At 36.6% G+C, this 21,735-nt stretch carries 18 protein-coding genes and 1 pseudogene; 6 read left to right on the top strand and 13 right to left on the bottom strand.

The window, feature by feature from the left end:
• Nucleotides 1–131: 131 nt before the first annotated feature.
• On the bottom strand, nt 132–809 hold the full coding sequence (locus ACQVV1_RS07420; RefSeq protein ID WP_431168715.1) for an MgtC/SapB family protein: 678 nt from the start codon (nt 807–809) through the stop codon (nt 132–134).
• 289 nt (nt 810–1,098) lie between these two features.
• On the opposite strand from ACQVV1_RS07420, the gene ACQVV1_RS07415 reads away from it, so the two are divergent.
• Entirely contained in the window at nt 1,099–1,617 is a 519-nt protein-coding gene (locus ACQVV1_RS07415; RefSeq protein ID WP_309259188.1) for a GNAT family N-acetyltransferase, read from the top strand.
• Nucleotides 1,614–2,531 (top strand): annotated as a pseudogene (locus tag ACQVV1_RS07410) (GNAT family acetyltransferase). Before ACQVV1_RS07415 ends, ACQVV1_RS07410 begins: the two are co-directional and overlap by 4 nt.
• A 21-nt stretch (nt 2,532–2,552) precedes the next feature.
• Here ACQVV1_RS07410 and ACQVV1_RS07405 read toward each other — a convergent pair.
• Nucleotides 2,553–3,461 carry a VOC family protein gene (locus ACQVV1_RS07405; protein ID WP_242255302.1) on the bottom strand — a complete coding sequence of 303 codons (909 nt, stop codon included), beginning with the start codon at nt 3,459–3,461 and terminating at the stop codon, nt 2,553–2,555.
• A gap of 173 nt (nt 3,462–3,634) precedes the next feature.
• On the bottom strand, nt 3,635–4,546 hold the full coding sequence (locus ACQVV1_RS07400) for a VanW family protein (protein WP_242255222.1): 912 nt from the start codon (nt 4,544–4,546) through the stop codon (nt 3,635–3,637).
• 338 nt (nt 4,547–4,884) lie between these two features.
• Between ACQVV1_RS07400 and ACQVV1_RS07395 the strand changes: the two genes are divergently transcribed.
• Both ACQVV1_RS07395 and ACQVV1_RS07390 read left to right on the top strand, forming a co-directional pair.
• The gene (locus ACQVV1_RS07395; RefSeq protein ID WP_242255220.1) at nt 4,885–5,253 is read left to right on the top strand and encodes a hypothetical protein; all 369 of its coding nucleotides are present in this window, start codon (nt 4,885–4,887) and stop codon (nt 5,251–5,253) included.
• 116 nt (nt 5,254–5,369) lie between these two features.
• On the top strand, nt 5,370–6,461 hold the full coding sequence (locus ACQVV1_RS07390) for a DUF3900 domain-containing protein (protein ID WP_242255218.1): 1,092 nt from the start codon (nt 5,370–5,372) through the stop codon (nt 6,459–6,461).
• Between the two features lie 288 nt (nt 6,462–6,749).
• Here the strand turns inward: ACQVV1_RS07390 and ACQVV1_RS07385 are convergent, their stop codons facing one another.
• The 8 genes from ACQVV1_RS07385 to ACQVV1_RS07350 all read right to left on the bottom strand — a co-directional run bounded on the left by ACQVV1_RS07385 (nt 6,750) and on the right by ACQVV1_RS07350 (nt 11,729).
• Nucleotides 6,750–7,097, bottom strand: coding sequence for a hypothetical protein (locus ACQVV1_RS07385; protein WP_063221222.1), 348 nt, complete (start codon nt 7,095–7,097; stop codon nt 6,750–6,752).
• A 240-nt stretch (nt 7,098–7,337) separates the two neighbouring features.
• Complete coding sequence (locus ACQVV1_RS07380) at nt 7,338–8,183, bottom strand: exonuclease (RefSeq protein WP_063221223.1); 846 nt, start codon at nt 8,181–8,183, stop codon at nt 7,338–7,340.
• A gap of 188 nt (nt 8,184–8,371) precedes the next feature.
• On the bottom strand, nt 8,372–8,572 hold the full coding sequence (gene cspB, locus ACQVV1_RS07375) for a cold shock-like protein CspB (RefSeq protein ID WP_001179150.1): 201 nt from the start codon (nt 8,570–8,572) through the stop codon (nt 8,372–8,374).
• Nucleotides 8,573–8,788: 216 nt separating this feature from the next.
• On the bottom strand, nt 8,789–9,688 hold the full coding sequence (locus tag ACQVV1_RS07370) for a WD40/YVTN/BNR-like repeat-containing protein (RefSeq protein ID WP_097951645.1): 900 nt from the start codon (nt 9,686–9,688) through the stop codon (nt 8,789–8,791).
• A 16-nt stretch (nt 9,689–9,704) separates the two neighbouring features.
• The gene (locus ACQVV1_RS07365; RefSeq protein WP_001062756.1) at nt 9,705–10,148 is read right to left on the bottom strand and encodes a flavodoxin; all 444 of its coding nucleotides are present in this window, start codon (nt 10,146–10,148) and stop codon (nt 9,705–9,707) included.
• 140 nt (nt 10,149–10,288) lie between these two features.
• Nucleotides 10,289–10,909, bottom strand: coding sequence for an acetate uptake transporter (locus ACQVV1_RS07360; protein WP_000070938.1), 621 nt, complete (start codon nt 10,907–10,909; stop codon nt 10,289–10,291).
• Nucleotides 10,910–10,995: 86 nt separating this feature from the next.
• Nucleotides 10,996–11,391, bottom strand: coding sequence for an NUDIX hydrolase (locus ACQVV1_RS07355; RefSeq protein WP_098555688.1), 396 nt, complete (start codon nt 11,389–11,391; stop codon nt 10,996–10,998).
• Complete coding sequence (locus tag ACQVV1_RS07350; protein ID WP_242255206.1) at nt 11,388–11,729, bottom strand: ASCH domain-containing protein; 342 nt, start codon at nt 11,727–11,729, stop codon at nt 11,388–11,390. The genes ACQVV1_RS07355 and ACQVV1_RS07350 overlap by 4 nt, the downstream gene beginning before the upstream one ends.
• Before the next feature lie 135 nt (nt 11,730–11,864).
• Here ACQVV1_RS07350 and ACQVV1_RS07345 point away from each other — a divergent pair, with 135 nt between their 5' ends.
• Complete coding sequence (locus ACQVV1_RS07345) at nt 11,865–12,422, top strand: CatB-related O-acetyltransferase (protein WP_242255204.1); 558 nt, start codon at nt 11,865–11,867, stop codon at nt 12,420–12,422.
• 47 nt (nt 12,423–12,469) lie between these two features.
• Here ACQVV1_RS07345 and ACQVV1_RS07340 read toward each other — a convergent pair whose 3' ends face one another.
• Nucleotides 12,470–19,942 (bottom strand): DUF7507 domain-containing protein, encoded by a 7,473-nt coding sequence (locus tag ACQVV1_RS07340; RefSeq protein ID WP_431168714.1) that lies wholly within the window; start codon nt 19,940–19,942, stop codon nt 12,470–12,472.
• A 116-nt stretch (nt 19,943–20,058) separates the two neighbouring features.
• On the opposite strand from ACQVV1_RS07340, the gene ACQVV1_RS07335 reads away from it, so the two are divergent.
• Nucleotides 20,059–20,808 carry a (S)-benzoin forming benzil reductase gene (locus tag ACQVV1_RS07335; protein ID WP_242255201.1) on the top strand — a complete coding sequence of 250 codons (750 nt, stop codon included), beginning with the start codon at nt 20,059–20,061 and terminating at the stop codon, nt 20,806–20,808.
• A 35-nt stretch (nt 20,809–20,843) separates the two neighbouring features.
• On the opposite strand, the gene ACQVV1_RS07330 is transcribed toward ACQVV1_RS07335, so the two are convergent.
• Entirely contained in the window at nt 20,844–21,677 is an 834-nt protein-coding gene (locus ACQVV1_RS07330; RefSeq protein ID WP_242255198.1) for a GNAT family N-acetyltransferase, read from the bottom strand.
• Nucleotides 21,678–21,735: the final 58 nt, after the last annotated feature.

Below are 21,735 nucleotides of genomic sequence, written 5' to 3'. Positions count from 1 at the left end.
GAAAAAAATAAGGTAACGTTCACACATGTATCCATGTCGTGCAAAATTAACACTTGACTTTACGTGCGTTTTATATCAAAAAAGGATAGATCATAGCGAAATTCCCGCTACATCTATCCTCGTTTTTAACACTATGATTTTAACTTTATGAATGTAACTTCCGGTAATGTTTGCATATGCTGAATAAACTCATTCTTTTCTTCTGACGATATATTTTTCAGTTTCATCCCTACCTTATAAACAGTTTCTATACTTTGCTGTGAAGCTTCCACTTCATATGAAAGTATTGGAATGCCTTTCACTTGTAGTGTTTCTAATATTTGTTGTACTGCTTCCTGTTTATTTATACACATTTGCACCGTTATATTTTGTGGAAATAAAAATTGCACCTTAAAAATACGACTTACAATTTCTAAACCAATTAAAACGAGAATCGTCGCTCCAATGCCTACTACATACATTCCCGCTCCAATTGCTAATCCTATTCCTGCAGTAGCCCATAAACCAGCCGCGGTCGTTAATCCTTTCACCTCCTGCTTTTGAATAATAATTGTACCTGCACCTAAAAAACCAACTCCACTAACGACTTGTGCTGCAATACGGCTTGGGTCTAGAGACATATGCTCTTCAAACACAATATCTGAAAAGGCATATTTCGAAACAACCATTATTAACGCACTTCCTACCGCTACGAGGAAATGAGTCTTTAATCCAGCTTCTTTCGATCGAATTTCTCTTTCAATACCAATCATTGCTCCTAACAAGCCAGCAACACCGATTCGTATAATAAAATCAAAATCTACACTCACGGGCTCTTCCTCCTTTCATTCATTATAGATAGATAAAACAAAAATTATCACAAACATCTATTTATCAATATGAAGGAATACCACTAAAATACACTTAATACTCCGACCGTTTTATGTTAATATTTTAAATATTAACATAAAATAAATAACTTCTAATTTTAAACCTCCACTAATTTTCTAAAAAACAAGGGTGGATTACATGAAGTTAGGTTGAGAAAGTTCAGAAAACGCTTTCATTTTGTATCATAATTATTTATAAAAACTACATAAATAAAGGAGCTTACTAACAATGAACGTCTCATTACTTACACCTACTACTGATTTACAAGAAGAATACTTAGATTTCTATAACGAATGGAAAGATAGCGGTGAAACAATGATCCCGTGGGTCATTTCAAAAGACCCTTCTAACTTCCCCGCTCTGATTCAAGAATTACTCGATGCACATAACGGAGTAAACCTTCCTGAATCCTGGGTACCAGACTCTACATATTGGCTCGTTACAGATAATAATAGAATTGTGGGGGCTGTTAATATACGCCATAGTTTAACCGAACATTTATTTAACGCTGGCGGTCATATCGGTTATGGCATTCGTCCTTCTGAAAGAAGAAAAGGTTATGCTACGAGGTTATTAGAATTATCCCTAGAAAAAACGAAGGAATTAAACATCACGAGAGCACTTGTCGTTTGCGATGAAGTAAATACTGCTTCAGAAAAAACAATTTTACATAACGGCGGGCTTCGTGATGATGATTTCACTGAGGAAGATGGAAATGTAGTAAGAAGATTTTGGATTGAGCTATGAAGAAGTCCTCCAATGAAAATAATCTTGTTATAGAGAAGTATAGTAGAAGTAATGAGCTTCAAGTAAAACAACTTATTGATTTATATAATGAAGAATCGTATCTATTTCACTTATTACGAGATAATAAAACAAAATGCGCGTATGTTGCCTACTATAAAAAAGATGCAGTAGGCATCTTTTTTACCTGGGGCAGTAACTTCCATCCATACTGCACATACTTTCGAATATATACGAATCCTTTCTATTCAGGGCTACGCATTGAACAATTTTTATTAAACGAGATTCCAAAACGAGAAAATTTCATACTACCATTACAAACCTCTATATGGGAAACGTCAGCTCATTTAAAAGATTATTATGAGCAAAATAATTTTATGGAAATCCGAAGAACATATATGCCGATATTAGACGTACAAAAAATCATACCTATCGGGACAACGCTTCATTCAAATTATCATGTACAAACCTTATCCACCATCTTGTCCAATAATAACTTCTTTGAAAAACTAGCTCACTTAGTAAAAACGAATTACGAGTATACTCACTTAGCAAATCTGGTTGCCTAACTCTCTCTCGAAACTTGGCAAGAGATGATTTTAGCTGATGATGTACTACTAGATGGAAGCTTTCTCATTATAGATGAAGCGCATCAAATTATGGCATACTCTTTCCTCCATACATCGGAAAGGGATACTGCGTTAGAACTAGGATGGTGCGGAACTCACACTATAGAAGATTTACCCTTACTGAAACTGCTCTTTTTCAAACAAGCTATGTATGCAAATAAACACGGCTATTCTTTTATTCAAGGTGAATTTGATTCAACGAGTATATATGCAATGGAAATATTAAAATCCTTTCCTTTTAACCCTTGTGCTACTTGGATTACGTATCAAAAAGAAGTCGGAAAGTGATTATACACCTTCCGACTTCTTTTATGCTGTTTCTATTTCAAACTGCACTGTAATACCACTTGGATCTACCACCACAAACCCATTTGTAGTTTCATTTATTTCATGTTGTTTTTCTATTAATCTTTCTTTCACTTCATCTAACGCTTCTTTATGCGGTAGTACAATCGCATATACCTTTAGTCCAGTTGCATGTACTGGTGGATGTGGATTGTTTACTCCGTTCCAAGTATTTGCACCAATATGGTGATGATATTCCCCTGCTGAAATAAATAAGCAATCCTCTTCACGCTGTTGTACTTCAAAACCTATTGTTTCGACATAAAATTCATGTGATTTCTCTACATCAGCTATTCGTAAATGTACGTGCCCGACAACAGTGTTAGCAGGTAATCCATCAACCTCATAATCAACGAGTGTTGCTAGTTCTTTTAAATTAAGTGGTGTACTTCCTCCTGGCCCTTCTCCCCATTGATCACGCGGACGATCCGCATAAATTTCAATACCATTTCCCTCTAAGTCTTGTAAATAAAACGCTTCGCTATACGTATGATCACTTGCACTATTAAACCTTGAAATTGGTAAAATTTCATTTGAATATGTATAACGCCCCTCTTGCTCAACCGGACTATCAATTACATTCTTATTGCGAATCACCCCAAATAATGCCGAAGCAAACGCCTCACGAGTCGGAACTAAAAAGGCTATATGATATATACCAGTCGTACGCGGCTCTTGCAGTACCCCGTCCTCTAACTTTTCAAGAACAAGTAACACGTTCTTTCCACCTTTTCCAGATAAATATGCTTTATTCTCCTCTTGCTTAATTACTTCTAAGCCTACAACATTCTCGTAAAAGGCAATTTGACGTTCTAAATCTATCACTTTAAATTCAACATGACCAATACGTGTTTTCGGATGAATTTTTACCATGAATAACTCCATCTCCTTATCCCAATATTTTCCATTACATATAACCGTTACTATGAAGGATACAACTAAAATCATCCTATGTAAATAAGAAAAGTCAGAATTTATCCACTTTTTAATTTTCATAATAAAAAAGCCACCTCTTCTAACTTTCAGAAAAGGTGACTTTATAACTCTTATCTCATTTTATGTACTTCAGCAACTAACTTTCCACCTTGAATACCCATGTAAAGTTTCACAGGTGCATCATTTGTGTTTTCAAATACTAAATCTAAGTATGGATACGCAATTGTAGCATCTCTTCCTTGTGGAACATAGCCTACTGTTTTAGAATGTGTCGTTCTCTCTACCATTTTCAAACCAGCTTGATCTGCTGCATTGTATAAAGTTGATGATGTTTGACAAACACCACCGCCGTATCCATCTACTAATTTACCATCTACAATTTCTTTTCCTAATTGATATCCTTTATCTGGCGTTGTATCACCAATTAATGCATTGAAAGAGAAACGATCTCCTTTTGCTAATACAACTCCATTTATGCTCGCTGCCGACAAACGGATATTCTCAATACGGCCACCTGCTGAGCCTCCTAAATTCGTTTCATATCTACCAATTACCGTACCGCTTCCTTGCGCGTCACTTAATGTCGCGGTAGGTTTTTTCTCAACAATAGGTAACTGATATGAAGAATCCCACATACCAACGTTTAATAATTTATCTACTAATTCTTTTTCCATTAATTCATAAGAAGGTTTTCCTTCTTGCCAACTTCCATCAGATGCTAAACGCGAAGGAACCATCTTTTTATCGACGCTTTTCCCAACCTCGCTAGCAACCTTCGTTACCGATTTTTTAAATTTTGCTTCGTCTTCAAAATAACCTAGACTCGATAAATCTAGCTTTTTCACTTCCATACCAGTTCGACTATCAACTAAACTAATAGAATCCTGTACTTCTGCTTTAGCCTCTACCGTGTGGCCACCAATATCACTTACTAATGCAACATCACTTACTTTTGTACCACAACCACTCACTACAGCTACACATAACACCCCAACTAATATACCCTTTACTTTACGGAACAATATACTCTCCCCTTTTTCCCAACATTACTTTTATGTATTATTTCATTTTCATGTATGTTTTGTTACAATCATTTTACAATATATTTATAAATTGTTACAAGTTATTTTTTACTCTATATAAATTACTCTTTTCTTTTCCAAATGTCTATACATATTTACATAAAAGTTTGAGTTTGATAGAATTGTAACCTTTATGTAACCCCATTCTTTTATCCAGTATATACCATAAAACAAAAGAAATACAAATGTAAAAACTCCATATTCTTATTTATAAAGAAACTTCTCTTGAACATAAATAGGTATTTGCCGTGCCACCGCTCCGCTTTTGCACATACATTATGGTGAAATTAACCTATTTTAAAGAAATGGAGGATTTTTTTATGTACCCCTACAATCCATACGATCCATATAACCAAAATGGTTATCAGCCTCAATATGATTTACAAGCACAATACCAACAATATATAGATCCAGCAGAACAAGTTAATCCATATGATCAAAATCGACAATTCCAACTTCCAATCTCTTTTCCTGGTACTGGAAACCGTCAACTAGAAAGACGAGTAAATGAGCTTGAGCAAAGAGTACGTCAATTAGAAAACACAGTTGAGCGTCATACACGTAGATTAAACCGCTTAAACCAACGTTTACGTACAATAGAAAACAGACTAAACATTCCATTTTCAGCATTAGAAGACGGATTTTAATTTCGAAAATAAAAAATATATGAAGGAAGGGACTCCCCCTTCCTTATATAAATTGACGAAAGTTTTTTCCATCTCTATACTGATAAGAGTTAATGAAATGAAACAAGGTGATAAATATGGATTTTGAAATAAATTATCTATCCTTTTATGTTGTACAAGTAGAAGGAAAAGGTGAAGCTGTTGATAAGCGCTACAAACATTTTCAAACATTAGACGCTGAAGAGTATGGAGATAGCTCCTTAAAAGAATTTTTGAATGGAGAATTATTAAAAATTTCAAAGCGAAAAGTAGAACGTCATGCGAAAACAGAACAAGCTCCGACAAAGATCGGTCGCTTTATTGTAGAAGAAGGGCACGAACTTGATTCAAACCCTCATTACAACCTATTTAATCGCATTCGCTTTGCGGAAACAAAGGAAAACTTCAAAGATATGAGCGAACCTCTAGTTTATACATATCTTGACACAAGTGCTGTACGCGGTGGTGTATTTTTAATTGCGCAAGCAAAACTACGCAAATACTTTGATGATCCATTCGTTTTCGTTATGAAATGTGACTTCGAGCCGAAAGTCGCTTCTATTTCCGATGAATCCACACTGATTCGTAACGTTGAAATGGCTATCACAACAAAAAACATGAAATCTATCCAATATCCGTACATGCCTGAAGAAGGTATGGTCGAAGTGGGCGAGCTAAAAATTCACCAAGCATCACACGCCCGTTACTTTGAAGACTTCTTAAAATTCGTCGAATATGAACGCTCTATGCCTGAAATTATGAAAACACAAGTAATGGACATGGTATACGACCAAATTGAAGATGTATTTGAAGAAGGTACGGAAGAACGCGAACAATTCGACCAAGCGATGGAAGTATGGGCTGCCAGTCCGAAACGCGAAATTATGGAACAATTTTCAACCGAAGAAGTAATGGAAGCAACTGCCCAAATCGTCGAGCATGCTCCTGAAGTAGAATTAAAGCTAAAAGCAGATCATATCTCTGTGAAGGCCCTGCTTGCTGATTTCGGGGATCAAATACATATCGCAAAGGTAAATGACCGATATATATTAATGATTGAGGCTGATACACTTACGTTTGAAAAAGGATTCTCTCCGATTGAGTTTCTGAAGCCGGATGAATTGCAAGACGTAATGGAGCGGATTGAGAATAAGCAGCAGTATTCTTATGATCGGAACGGGATTGAATAAATCTTTCCATATAACTTTTTTACTGAGCGCTTTTAATAAGCGCTCTTTTATTTGGGACAGAATTGACAATTATATTAAAAACCGATTCTACTAAGAATCGGTTTTTTTACTTTATAACAAAATATGCTTATGTTTAAAAATAATTTTTAATCCAAGATCACATTTGTTGCAGAATCAAGCGTATTTCCATTAGAGATCTTTGCTTCAATATTTCTAGTTGACCAAGTCCTTCTAAAGTTTTTGGTACGCTTCCTTTTAGTCACTATGTATATTCTTAAAATGAAACTTTTACTTTATTACCTCAAATTTATTGTACTCATAAAAAGATAGTTGAAAACGATATTCCGGATGCTCTCTCACCCAATCGTAGGCTTCTTCTAAAATTTCCATTTTGTTTTGTAGGTCATTAAGTTCACTACATTCATTCCTTTTCTGTTTGCACAGAGGGCAAAATCCACCTACTATCTCGGCATTCATCGTACGAATCGTTTTACTTTCTAAATCAACTACTAGACGAAGAATAAAAGAATGCTCCGCTTTTGTAGTCACCATCATTTCAGCAGTCCCGTCCTCATTCCAAAAGACTCCGTTTAATTCCATCTGTACGGTGACATCTTTAATATCCAAGTCTATCACTATCATACCTCCCTTGTATAAAACTCTTATCTTACTCTTTTATTTTAATCTTTAATACACCACGATTTAAAGATAAATTGAGCTTTTATTAATAGATTTTAAAATTCTTGCCACATCTTAATTTTCAAAGCAATTACAATGGCCCCATTCGAACAAATCAATTCCTATTTAATATGGATACTTTATTCACCCATCAATACAATGACGTTAAATTTATGTAGATAGAAGTAGAGGAGAATATCATTTAACCTCTGTATTCTCCTCCATCTCAGCCAAATACCTAATCTGTCTTTCCGCTTTTCTAACCGCAGTACGAAAATGCTTTTTCAGAAGTTCTACTGTAGATTCACTTATATAATATCTTTCCGTTATACTTTCCCACGTATCACTACTTTCAAATGTACTCCAAACGAAAGGACGCTCTGTATTTTTTCTCATTTCTTTAAATACCCATTTTCGCATCTTTTTTTTCGCTTTTTCTGTTAGTTTGCCGTTTTCTACAAGTTCAAGCTCACCATGTCTTTTATATCTTTTAGTAATATCTCTCTCGCTATATGCTTTAAGAAGTATGTTCGCTGTATTCTCAGCATCCGCTAAAGCTCGGTGCTGCTTCCCTTCCCACGTTAAACCAAGCTGTTCTACCGCAAATTGTAAACTTGGCGTATGTTCAAACAATTCTTCATACGCTTGAAAAACAAATTTTTGTAAATCCATTCTTCTTTCTTTGTCCATACATGGGCAATCTACACCATGTAACGTACAATCATGAGATAGAAATCGATAATCTTCTTTTCCCCATGTAACAAATATAGAATCTTCCCCGATAAACTGAATAAATTCCTCAATAATTTGCGGGAATTTCTCTACACCAATTAAATCTTTCTTTGTAATTCCCGTTAATTTTGTCGTATGACGAGTAAGTCGTGCACCCGGTTTTACTAACTCCGAAAATTCTCCAATTACCTTCATTGTACTTGCTTCTATTTTTATAGCTCCGATATCAACTATCTCTGACGGATCTTCTGATTTATACGGCCTGAAATTTCTCTCTATATCAAACACAATAAAATGTGTAGCGTTTTCCAATTTATTTACCTCTTTCTAAATTCCTTTTCACACACATACTTTATTTTCAGTATTTATTTAATCATACACTTTATGCATGTAATACTTCGTCTAAAAAACGAAAATTCAATTTCATTATTATATGTACATAGGAGGTTATTCAATAAAAATGCAAAAAAAAGAAGGGCAAGCCCTTCTTTTTTCCACAATTACTTCTTGTTAACGTTTGTAGCTTGAGGTCCACGGTTACCTTGTTCTACTTCGAAAGTAACTTCTTGACCTTCTTCTAAAGTTTTGAAACCTTCGCCTTGGATAGCTGAGAAATGAACGAATACGTCTTCTCCGCCTTCAACTTCGATGAATCCGAAACCTTTTTCTGAGTTAAACCATTTTACTTTACCGTTTTGCATTTAAAAAATCCTCCTACAATGTACCTATATGTACATATTCATTTTCAACCACTTTACAAAAATAAGTCAGACATTAAAAAAACTGCAACTCTGAGGAGATTTAACATTGCTATCCTCCTCGGAAGTTACAGCTCATTTAAATCTCTATATTATTAAAAGTAAAATGGTTTAAATATAATATATCATATCAATATAATAAAAGCAAAGTTTTTTTTGCTATACAACTTTTTTCTTCCACTGCATCGCTTTTGATTCACCTGATCCAGCTACAACATAGCCTTCTTTTTCGTTAACGATGCGCCAGCCATGCCCTTTAACTGAGTCGCATACTGTAACAATTCCTTCTTCTAAAAGTACACGACAAACAGTACTAATCCCCGCCTTATTTTGCGTTGACGTTGTATATAGCACATGTTGATCTACACTTAAGTCTAAATAGCTACTTGCTTTCTGCTCGCTTTGACATGTGTGCCAATATGTTTTTTCATTCTCAATACTTTCATCTATTTTACAAAAAGAGATATTCCCGCTAATCCCCTTGCATGATCCACTGGCTGCTACTAAATAAGAGTTGTGTAAAGTCAACGCTGAGATCATCTGATTCATTACGATTTTAATCCTCTTTAATTTACGTGTCTCCAAATTAAAGAGCCAAACACCACCATATTTAGCATGTATTTTCGTACCGATAAATAAGTAATGTTTATATAAAAACAACGATCGAATAGATGGTGCCCCGCCACCATATTCAAGAAATGGATGAATAGTTTCCCATGTCGAACCAAAATCATTAGAATGATACAACGTTTTATCTCCATGAGCAATGACAGTTCCTAGTACATTACTACATACATTCCAACTCGTTGCTTTTGTTGGAAAACGTTGAACCGTCCACTTCTCTCCACCATTCATACTACGAATAAAAATTCCTTCGTCACCTACACCATACACTACATTATCTTCGCTATGTAAATCCCTAATTCGTTTTTGAAAACCATTTAAAATTTGTTTCCATTCTCCGTCTTGTTCAATAAATAAACCATTATATGTAGTAGCTAACATAAGCTTTCCATCTCTTAACTTTGTAATAGCGGTCGCACTTAACATTGTCTCCACGTTGACACTCCCATTCTTAGAACTTCTCAGCAAATGCAATTGCAAAATTACTGCATTTTTCAACATCCTCTTCGTCTTCTGGAGCTAGTTCGATTTTCAATCCTTCTTGTACAAGCTCTGCACCGCGTTCTACAAGGCGTTCTTCAAATATCGTTACCGCTTCACAAAACAGTTCATACGCCGTATCACCTGACCCGAATACCGCTACTTTTTTCCCTGATAAATCTATATTTTCTAAGTCATCATGAAAATCTTCCGCTTCAAATGGTAATTCACCATCGCCCCACGTATAAGATCCTAAAATGATTCCATCATAAGCTAATAATTCTTCAGCATCCATGCCTTCCATTTCTTGCAGTACTACTTCATGATCAAAGGCATCTAAACTAACTTTAATTAAATCAGCAATACTCTCTGTATTTCCTGACATACTTGCATAAGCTATTAAAATTTTCGCCACTTCGGCATCCCCCTCTTACAATAAATGATTCTCATTCTCATTATATTAATAATGAGAATCAATTTCAATTATATTTTTTATTATTTCTGTTTACATCACAAAAAAGCACAGATGACTATACAATCATCTGTGCTTTTTTATTACTTTTTAAAAATACCAAATGGCTTTCCAACTGGTAAAACAACTTTCCCGAAGTGTGTATTTAACACTGCTGCTGCTGAACCATAGAAAGATAATAATGAAATAAGAAGTTCAGAATATGCTGCTAAATTATGCATTGCGTGCGGCATAACACCTAAAGTACTTAATGAAAGACCGATAAATAAGAAATCAATAAGGACGAAAATCATAAATAATACTTTATGTGTTTCCATTGCACCAATTGTCATGAAGATTGTGAAAATCAAATATCCGATAAAGGCTACACCAAGCTGTTTTGAATCTGCAGCTTGTGCTAATTTTTCGCCAAATACTCCAAGTTGAATTAACCAAGTCATTCCAACGCCTAACCAAAATAGGCCGTACGCACCGAATGCTGTTGTACCAAATGTATTGTTATGCTTTGCATCGTGAATGCATGCAAAGATTTGTGCAAATCCTCCTAAAAAGATTGCCCATGGTAATACAAGAGAAACGCCATCTGTTAAGCCTAGCTTTTGAGATGATGCTACAAGTGTTACCATCGCTAATCCAAATAGACCAATTCCAGATGGATCTGCTGTTGTCATTTTCACATGATGTGTAGTAGTTTGATTGCTCATATAAACCTCCTGATTATAAACATACTCGAATACAATACTTAAATCAGAAGACTATGTCAATGGTTTTTTTTGTATGTTGTCAGACCTTATATTTTATAATGTTCTAATATACTTCCGACCACTTCATACGGTTTTATATTCACTTTTTCCAACTCGCGTATCGGCAACCACAACGGAATATAACTCCCTCTCTCTTTCAGCTCGAATTCTTTAGCTTTCCCACTTCCGAAAATCCCATCTATACTATGAGCATTAAAATAATACTCCGTTCCTTTATACTCCACCTTCGTAATAAGATGCCCTACTTTTATATGTATCCCTAATTCTTCATAAGCTTCTCGCTTCGTTGCCTCTTCAGGTGTTTCTCCTTCTTCAATTCCTCCGCCTGGAAAAACATAATATGTTTCCCCTTCTCTAATACGTTTTATAAGAGCAATTTTCCCTTCCTGCACAATAATAGCTACGCCGCGATTTCTTATCATTTTATTACCTCAATACGAATCGCAACTGTTCCCCACTTTTTTTCTTGTTCTTTCGTATATATGTTGTATGTACTTTCTAACATTTCCTCTAAACTATCATTTTCACAATCCAATAATTTTTTATCAATTTGTTCGTACATTGCTTTAAAGCATTCATATCGTTTTATTTCTCCTACTTTTACAGTCATCGTTGCTGCTGTCGTAAGGTTTGTAAATACAATATTATCGCCTTGTTTTATAAGTTGACGTTTTGTATCAAATAAACGTACTTCATATACTTTTTTTCCTGATTGAATTGACTGAAAAGGTTTATTATATAACCCCATTTCATATATCATTCATTCCACTCCTTTTTTATTCGTTGTGCCTACTAATTATATTTGTTCATTACCAATTCATACAACACAGTTCAACTTATTCCAAGTTGCATATAATGTTCCATTACTTGCTTTAGAGAGGATGCAAAATTTGTTATGTTATATTTAAATCAAAAACCTGAATATAATAAATATGATATTGGTGATTATACTTATAGTAAAGTAGGGCCAACCATTTTTTCTTGGAACGATGAAACGAAATTAAAAATAGGTAAGTTTTGTTCATTAGGAGAAGAAGTCGTTTTTATACTTGGCGGTGAGCATCGTGCAGACTGGATAACGACTTACCCATTTAATGCACTTTTTGATGAAGGAGCGCATATTACTGGTCACCCTTCTTCAAAAGGTGATATCGTAGTCGGCAATGATGTATGGATTGGGTATCAATCCTGCATTTTATCTGGTGTTACAATTGGTAACGGGGCCATTATCGGTGCAAAGAGTGTTGTTACAAAAGACGTACCTCCATATGCAATTGTAGCTGGTAATCCTGCAAAATTTATTCGATATCGTTTTCCGCAAGAAATGATTGACAAACTAGAGAATCTCGCATGGTGGGACTGGGACATTTCTGTTATAAAAGGAGCTATTCCACTTCTACTATCAAACAAAATCAACGAGTTTTTTATCTCGTCCGAAAATGAATCTATATGATTAATACAAAAAGAGCATCCTATTCTTTCAGGATGCTCTTTTTCTTTTTATTTTTTATGTCCGTGCAACTGAATACACGGAGAACATTGAAATGGAATTTTATCTAAACAATTAAAGTTTGTTTCGCAAATTTGTTCAATCGTTGGAATAAACGGAATGACAACCATATTACTTTCTACTATTTGTGTAACAGGTGGTAACACTATGCCCACTTGATGTTCGAAGCGAATACTCGCTTGATTAATATAATTCCCTGAACCATTTGGCGCGTTCTGAACTACTACTTGGAACGAAACTGTTCGCGCTTCACCTGGATTTAAATTCCCTACAAGAAATCCTGATACCGAGCTTATATTTGGCACTGGTATATTACCAACCGTTACACTTCCAAGGACAAATCGAACACTACTATCTAACATATCTTGAAAACGGATATTTTGCATTACAGTATCACCCGTATTTGTAATAACTGTTGTAAACGTAATGACATCTCCAATCGTTGCTGTTTGATGATCTGCCGTTTTTACAACTGTCGTTGAGACATTTTGAGGAATAAACGGAATAACAACTGTATTGCTATCACCTTCAACTACTACTGGCGGCTCATTCGGATTTACAATTGCGAGCCCATTTGCTATAGCAGTATTTGTGACTAAGTTATTTATTTGCCCTCCTATTATTACAACTTGGAAATTAATAATTGCCGCATCATTTGGCTGAAAATCACCTAACGGAATACCGGTATTCGGATTAGCAAATGGAAGAGGTACATCGTTTACCGTTACCGTGCCATTTATAAATAACGTATTCGGATCAACGATATCTGTTAACACGATGTTGGTCACAGGAACTGTACTATCATTTATAACGGCAATTCCGTAAGTGACAACATCCCCTACCATTGCTACTTCAAAGTTTGCCCCTTTTGCAACAAATAAGATTGCAGTATTTACCGTTACAATAACTGTATTGCTCGTATCCATCACTGTAACTGGCGGTTCCCCTGGTACTAAAATATATTCTGCTAACGCCCCAGCAACGTTCACTACTGTACCACCATCTGGAAAGCTCGTAATCGTAGCTTCATATGTTACAATCGCCGTCTCACCGACTGGAATGTCTACAATCGTAAATCCAACCTGCGGATTTACTCCCGGACGAGCTACTCCATTTACAGTTACACTATTTGGTACAAAAACAGCTTCCGGAGATAGGACATCGATAAATTGAACATTCATCGCATCAGCAGTACCAGTATTTAATATTCGAACCGTATACGTTACCGTTTCTCCTACTCCAACAATTGAATGATCTACTTCTTTTTGCATATCTAAACTGCCTCTATTTACTGGTGTGACTGTCGTATTACTTGAATTCGTAATTGTAAACGGAGGTTCTCCTGGAATTAATTCGAAATCACCCGTTACTCTCGCTGTATTCATAATGCTACTAGAAGGCGGAACTGCGATTACATTTACTGCAAAGGTAATTAATACACTATCCCCTACTGCAAGATCAGGTAATGAAAAGCCTACAAATGGATCTAAACCTACTTGTGGAATCCCATTTATTTGTACACTTCCGGGAACGAATTCTAAACTAGGTGATGGAACATCAATAAACTGAACATTTGTCGCTGTTACCGTTCCTGTATTTGTAACTTGCACACTATACGTTAACGTATCTCCTAAACGTGTTGCTTCTTTATTTACAGATTTTATAACGCTGAATCGTCCTCTATTTATCCTTGTTATTGTCGTATTACTCGGCTCTGTTACTACAACCGGTGGCTCTCCTGGTACTAAAGTAAAGCTTCCTGTTATATTTGCAACGTTCGTAATTGTTCCTGATGCCGGGATGTTTGTAACTGTCGCTTGAAACGTCACTACAACCGTTTCACCAACTGGTATATCTCCAACTCCAAAGCCAGTAATCGGATTTAAGTTTGGTTGCAGGGCTCCATTTATCGTTACACTATTTGGTACAAATGACGCTCCTGCTGAAATAGTATCAATAAACTGAACATCATTAGCTGTTACTGTTCCTGTATTCGTTATTTGAACCGTATATGTTAATACATCTCCAACTAGGGTAGCAGCCCTATTTACCTGTTTTATAACATTAAATTGTCCTCTATTTACAGTTGTAAGTTTTGTATTGCTCGGTTGATTTACTATCACCGGTGGTTCTCCTGGTACTAATACAAAGCTTCCAGTTACATTTGCTGTATTAACAATTGTTCCATTTGATGGAACACTAACCACTGTTACTTGGAATGTTACTTCTACACTTTCACCTGGATTTATATCTGGAAGCGGGAATCCATTATTAGGATTGAATCCAGGTTGTAACACACCTTCTATCGTTACACTGTTCGGCACGAATGCTATAGAGGACGGTAATACATCACTATATTGAATATTCGTCGCTACCACTGTCCCTGTATTTTGAACTACTGTTGTATATGTGATTGTATCGCCTACTGCAACAACCGGCTGACTTACTGATTTTAATACATTCAAACCAGATTCATTTATTTCTGTTAATGTCGTGTTACTTGTCGTCGTCTCCGTAATAGGCGGCTCTGTTTCACTTACAGCAAATGTTGCTGTAACGTCTACAAAGTTAACAATCGTTCCACCTTCTGGTATGCTAGTTACCATCTCTTGATAGGTGACACGTACAAAATTATCTACAGGTATATTTGGAACTGTAAAACCAATGAAAGGATCTAATCCTGGTGTCGGTACCCCATTTATACTCACACTTCCTGGTACAAATGCTACTCCCGCGGAAGTCGTATCAATAAATTGAACATTCGTCGCTGGCACTGTTCCGAAATTAAAGATGAATACATCATACGTTAATATTTCTCCTACAGTCGCTACTTCTTTATCTACTAGTTTCAATGGAAAAACAAACGCTATATTAATCGTCGTAACGACTAAATTCGTTAATATCGTTGCCGTAATCGGTGGTTCTTGCGGATTTGGTTGTGAAGTAAATGTAACGTCTGCATCATTTAAGATGACTTCATTATCTGGAATTTCTGTAATCGTCACTTGGAACGTTACCTCAATACTTCCACCATTAATTAATAATGGCGTAACTGTAAATCCTATTTCTGGATTTAAACCAAGTTGCTGCACCCCACCTATTGTTACACTATCTTCTACAAATGTCGTTCCTTCTGGTATGACATCTTGGAAGAACACATCTGTAACTGGTATAATTCCTACGTTTGAAATGAGCACGGTATACGTTAATACATCCCCAACCGCTCCGGTTGCAACGTCAACTGTTTTTGTTGCGGTTACTTCACCGGGAGGAGGTAACGGTATTGTAACTACCGTTGTATTACTTGAGTTCGTTGTTGTTACAGGTGGTTGTAAAGGATTTAATAAGAAAGTGGCTGTAGCAGATGCTGTATTTAATACTGCTCCACGTGTAGACGGTGCAATTACCGTAACTTGGAACGTTACTGTCAAGGATGTTCCAGCTGCAATATTAGGAAGCGGGAAACCGACATTCGGGTCAAATCCAGGTTGTGACGTTCCATTTATCGTTACACTATTTGCTACAAATGTTGTTTCTGGGGCAATTGGATCAATGAAAGAGACATTTGTTGCTGTTACTGTTCCATTATTTCGAATAACAACAGAATACGTGTAAGTTTCTCCAAGTGCTGCTTGTTGTACAGATGAAGATTTTTGTATATTTAACTGTGCTGTGTTTACTTGCGTCACTACAAAATTACTGTTTGTAACAGTCGTTATTGGAGGATTTGCTGGATTTATAAGAAAACTTGCAGTAATGTTCGATTGGTTTCTTATATTTCCACCGCTCGGAATACTCGTCACTGTAACTTGAAACGTAACCGTGGCCGTTTGCCCGATCGGAATATTTGGTAACGGGAATCCTACCATAGGATCCGCGCCTTGCTGAACGACTCCGTTTATCGTCACACTATTTGCTACAAACGCAGTACCAGACGGAATTGGATCTTGGAAAATAATATTCGTTGCAGGAACAGTTCCTGTATTTTGAATAAGAATCGTATACGTTAACGTATCTCCTACACCTGCTTGCAGTGTATTTACACTCTTCATTACATTCAGTGATCCTACATTCACTCGCGTCACAACAATATTACTAATCGTTACAATTGTAATTGGTGGCTGGAGAGGACTTACTTGGAAATCAGCAGTTACATTCGCATTATTCGGAAGAACTCTATTTGGTGGTACACTCGTAATCGTCACTTGAAAAGTAACTGTTACCATCCCTCCTACTGGAATATTAGCAAGTGGAAATCCAGTTGTTGGGTTTAAACCTGGTTGAGGCGTTCCATTTATTATTACACTATTTGCTACAAACGTTGTTCCAGATGGAATTGGATCAAGGAATGATACATTTGTAGCTGCTACCGTTCCACTATTTTGTATACGAACTGTATACGTTAACGTGTCTCCTACACCCGCTTCAGTAGCGCTTACACTTTTTATTACATTTAAACCTGAAGAATTCACAACTGTCATAACAGTATTACTTGGTTCTGTTACAGTAATTGGTGGCTCTGTTGGATTTACTAGGAAATCTCCTGTAACATTCGCACTGTTTACAACGTTGTTTCCAAGCGGAATTTCATCAATCAATACTTCAAATGTAACAATTACACTCGCACCAGTAGGCAAATCATTTAACGGGAATCCAAGTTCTGGATCTGCCCCTTCTTGTAAGACCCCATTCACAAAGACACTGTTTTCAATAAATAATGTACCTTGTGGAATTGAATCTTGGAAAAATACATTTGTTGCTGGTACACTACCCGCGTTTATGATTTCGATTGTATATACTAAAACATCCCCTACCGTCGCAACATCTGTATTTACTGATTTCACAACTTCAAAATTCCCTGATTGTACAGTTGTATTCACAATGTTACTCGGAACATTGATTGTTACTGGTGGTTCACTCGGATTCACTTGAAAACTTGCTGTTACATTTGCTTGATTTAAAATATCTTCATTTTCTGGATCCTGTACAATTATTACGTCAAATGTGACTACAACGGTTTGAGCCGCAGTAATATTCGGAAGAGAAAATCCTGTATTCGGATTCAATCCACTTTGCGGTACTCCATTAATTGTTACAGAATTTGCAACGAAAGAAACAGCTGAAGAAATAGCGTCTTGGAAAAACACATTTGTTAACGGAACATTCCCTGTATTTTGAACGGCAATTGTGTATGTTAAAGTGTCCCCTACTGCCGCTTGTGTTGTATTCACTTCTTTTATTACATTTAAACCGCCTGTATTAACTTGTGTCACAACTGTATTCGTTTGTCTATTAATCGTTATCGGTGGCTGATTCGGAATAACGATGAAATTAGCAGTTACATTTCCGCGATTCGCAATCGTACCTCCCGATGGCGTCGATGTCACTCGGACTTGAAAAGTAACCCTCCTACTTCCGCCCGGAGATATATTAGCTACCGTAAACCCAGTCGCTGGATTGGCCCCAGGTTGCGAAACTCCATCAACAGTTACACTATTTGGGATGAAAGTCGTTCCAATTGGGATTGGATCTTGAAAAATAACGTTCGTTGCAAGCACATTTCCTGTATTTTCAATTGTAACAGTGTACGTGAGAACGTCATTCACTGTCGCAAAAGCTCTATCCACTGTTTTTCTCGTTCTTATATCAGCTATATTAATAGTAGTAACTACAGTATTACTTGTCGCTTGCCCTGAAACTGGTTGTTGACCAGGCACTGGGGTAAAGGTAAATGTTGCACTTGCACGATTCGGAATTGGATTGACAAGAGGGTTCGATGTTACTCGAACTTGAAAGCGCACTACGGTCGTTTGCGAAGCATTAATACTTCCTAGATTAATACTACTTGCTGGATTTGCTCCTGGACGTGCTACTCCATTTACCGTAACGCTGTTTGCGACAAATGTTGTTCCTGCAGGAATACTATCAACAAAAATAACATTGTTTGCAGTAACATTTCCATTGTTCGTCACATTAACCGTGTACGTTAATACATCATTAAGCGTTGCCGTCTGTAGATCTACAGATTTTTGCATACTTATAGTTGCTTGATTCACTGTCGTTTGTACTGTATTGGAAGAAGAGGTACTTGTAATAGGTGGACTACCGACGAAAGGACGGAATTGATATGACACCATTGCACGATTTGAAATAGGATTTGGATTCGGGAATGATGTTATTCGAACTTGAAATGTAACAATTCTTTGCGTGTTATTTGGGATTGTACCTAAATTAATTCCATTAGCAGGGTTCGCATTCGGCTGTGTTACGCCTCCTACCGTTACACTACCTGTAACAAACGTTGTTCCGCTCGGAATACTATCACGTAATACAACGTTTTCTGCGCTTCCTGTTCCTGTATTCGGAACCGTAATCGTATAAGTGAGAGTATCCCCTACCCCTGCGACTGTTCTATTAACCGATTTAACTGGATTAATAATTGGACCTGTCGCATCAATTTGAACACCAAAACCAGCTGCAGCGTATCCATCTCCATTTGTAACGAAGCGAACAGTTGCTGACGTTTGATTGTTTACTAAAGATGAGGAGGCATCTACATTCGTAATATCCCACCCTTGTCTTCGGACAGCCAAAGCTACCCCTAACGGCTGATTCAAATCTCCAAATGTACCGCTCGTATCTAAATTTCCACTGTCATTACAAATTTGTGACTGAAAGAAATTATTCGCGGGATTTCTTGGTCCGAATAACGCAACTGTAGTATTCGCATTTGGCCCAAAGCGAAGTTGATCTCCAGAAATGTTAGAATCACCTTCTTGGGCAGTTACAAGTACCCTTCCTGTTACAGCTCCTGTTGCCGGAGTAGCAAATCCAGAAATAGTAGCATCAACTGGTGGTGATGAAGCATCGATAATTTCTTGACCTGCATATACTGACAAATTTCGAAGTGGTAAACTTGCATTTTGATACACAACCTCAAGCGTCCAGCCAGCTGAACGACTAATTGTTGGATCAGCTGAAGTTCTTGTAGCCGGTACGGCCCCTGTCGTATAAGTTCCTGCCCCACCTACACTAACAAGATTCGTTACATTAGCAGAGCGAGCATAATAAAACTGGTTTCCTACTGAACCTTGCTGCGCGGTAGCAGGGTCTGGCGTAACAGAAAACGTTCCTGCTGGTGTTGTAAATGTAATATTATCATTTAAAAATGGTAATACATCTTCTGTATCAGTCCGGAAAGTTCCTGCCCAAACTAACTCTGCATACAAAATACTACTCCCTGCAGGAAGATTTAAAATTGCACTTGAAGAATTCAATCGCCAGTCATCCGTTGTACCTGCTGGGAACCCTGGTACTTGCAGCGCTGTATTTACAGTTGTAAAAACAGCAAGTGTACCAAAAATATTACCTGGTGCAGGCGATGTGGGACTAAGTCCTAACGTGTTCCCAGTGAACGTGACGGCACCAGTTACTGTTGTTGTAAAGCGATTCAAAAAAGGCACGTAATCATCTCATTTCATTTATAGTAAAAAGTGCTCTATACTATAAAATGTAGACAAACTATGCAATGTACTTTGTCCAACAAAATTCCGCACATACGAAAGGAGCTTACTACACTATGCGCTATGTTATCGTAACAGGAACTTCACAAGGTTTAGGTGAGGCAATCGCCGCGCAATTGTTAGAAGAAAACACGAGTATCATCTCTATTTCTAGAAGAGAAAATAAAGAACTTACGAAACTCGCAGAACAATATAATAGCAATTGTGTCTTCCACTCCTTAGATCTTCAAGATGTACATAATTTAGAAACGAACTTTAACAAAATCATTTCATCTATTCAAGAAGACACTGTATCCTCTATTCATTTAATTAATAATGCGGGTACAGTTGCTCCTATGAAGCCAATTGAAAAAGCAGAAAGTGAACAATTCATTACGAACGTCCACATTAATTTACTTGCACCTATGATTCTTACATCTACTTTCATGAAACATACGAAAAAATGGAAAGTAGATAAACGCGTTATTAACATTTCATCTGGTGCAGGAAAAAATCCTTATTTCGGATGGGGTGCTTATTGCACAACGAAAGCAGGTGTAAATATGTTTACACAGTGCGTAGCAACTGAAGAAGTGGAAAAAGAATATCCAGTAAAAATCGTCGCTTTTGCACCTGGTGTTGTTGATACAAATATGCAAGCGCAAATTCGTGAAACAAATAAAGAAGACTTCATAAATTTAGACCGCTTCATCACACTAAAAGAAGAAGGAAAACTACTGTCACCTGAATACGTTGCGAAAGCAATTCGTAACTTACTAGAAACTGAGATTTTCCCGCAGGGTGAAGTAATTCGAATTGATGAATAACAAAAAGGCACGCTATAATAGCGTGCCTTATCATTCTATTTCTCTAAAAATATAAGTACAGACTCCATCATCTTCTCATAACCAATCTCTTGATAAATTTTATTCGATGTTGGATTTGCTAGGTCCGTATATAATGTCGTTGTTTTGTAACCTTCGTCTAACATACACTGACTAAGTGCCGCTACACAATTAGATGCGTATCCCTTTTTCCTTGCTTCTTTCGGTGTATATACGAAATTAACTGTTATATTGTTTGTAGTTGGTCTCGTTTTTGCAGCTACAGAAACAAGCTTCCCGTCTACTTCTAAACCAAATAGACGACGGTTAGTAATTAATGTATGAGCGGTTTGTTTCGCTTCTTCTTTCGTAGTAGGAAGCTTCACATCTTCGCAAAATTTGTATATCCACTGTTCTATTAATGTTAGCTCATCACTACTTACTTCTCGAAAGACTCCATCTCCGTCCCACTTTTTCTTCACTTGTTTTAATTCATATATACCTTGCTCCATCACAACCGTAGTTTTCTTATTTTCTAACACTGCAATCTCTTCCGCTAATCTCTGTACAATTTTCTTATTACCGATTAATCCAGGAACATTTGGATATACTTCCGCTAATTTTTTTGCAAGTTCCACGATGTCCTCTTCCATCATTTCAGACGTAGCAACAATAATTTGTTTCTTTTCTTCTGTTTGAAGAAATACAATTACAATTTCTTCCTCTTGTTTTGCTACCCCCATAAATATCGGTTGTTGGACCATTCGTAATACACCTAATATGAGATTGTTTTCCTGTTCATTCTTTTCTAAAAATGGTGTAACCTCTTCTTTAAAATTAAGAATCTCTTCATATACATGTAATTGAATCATCGACAATCTCTTCTCTCTATTTATAGTTTCATTAAGTATTGGCGATTAATTCATTAAA

This window comes from Bacillus basilensis (assembly GCF_050630465.1).
GTDB classification, from domain to species: Bacteria; Bacillota; Bacilli; order Bacillales; family Bacillaceae_G; genus Bacillus_A; species Bacillus_A basilensis.
This window is presented reverse-complemented; position numbering and strand designations above follow the sequence as displayed.

Coding starts and splice junctions, on each gene's coding strand:
- ACQVV1_RS07355 (WP_098555688.1), bottom strand. CDS start 11,391: ATGATAAGAAATCGCGGCGTAGCTATTATTGTGCAGGAAGGGAAAATT.
- ACQVV1_RS07415 (WP_309259188.1), top strand. CDS start 1,099: ATGAACGTCTCATTACTTACACCTACTACTGATTTACAAGAAGAATAC.
- ACQVV1_RS07395 (WP_242255220.1), top strand. CDS start 4,885: ATGGTGAAATTAACCTATTTTAAAGAAATGGAGGATTTTTTTATGTAC.
- ACQVV1_RS07345 (WP_242255204.1), top strand. CDS start 11,865: ATGTTATATTTAAATCAAAAACCTGAATATAATAAATATGATATTGGT.
- ACQVV1_RS07330 (WP_242255198.1), bottom strand. CDS start 21,677: ATGATTCAATTACATGTATATGAAGAGATTCTTAATTTTAAAGAAGAG.
- ACQVV1_RS07405 (WP_242255302.1), bottom strand. CDS start 3,461: ATGGTAAAAATTCATCCGAAAACACGTATTGGTCATGTTGAATTTAAA.
- cspB (WP_001179150.1), bottom strand. CDS start 8,572: ATGCAAAACGGTAAAGTAAAATGGTTTAACTCAGAAAAAGGTTTCGGA.
- ACQVV1_RS07335 (WP_242255201.1), top strand. CDS start 20,059: ATGCGCTATGTTATCGTAACAGGAACTTCACAAGGTTTAGGTGAGGCA.
- ACQVV1_RS07360 (WP_000070938.1), bottom strand. CDS start 10,909: ATGAGCAATCAAACTACTACACATCATGTGAAAATGACAACAGCAGAT.
- ACQVV1_RS07350 (WP_242255206.1), bottom strand. CDS start 11,729: ATGATATATGAAATGGGGTTATATAATAAACCTTTTCAGTCAATTCAA.
- ACQVV1_RS07390 (WP_242255218.1), top strand. CDS start 5,370: ATGGATTTTGAAATAAATTATCTATCCTTTTATGTTGTACAAGTAGAA.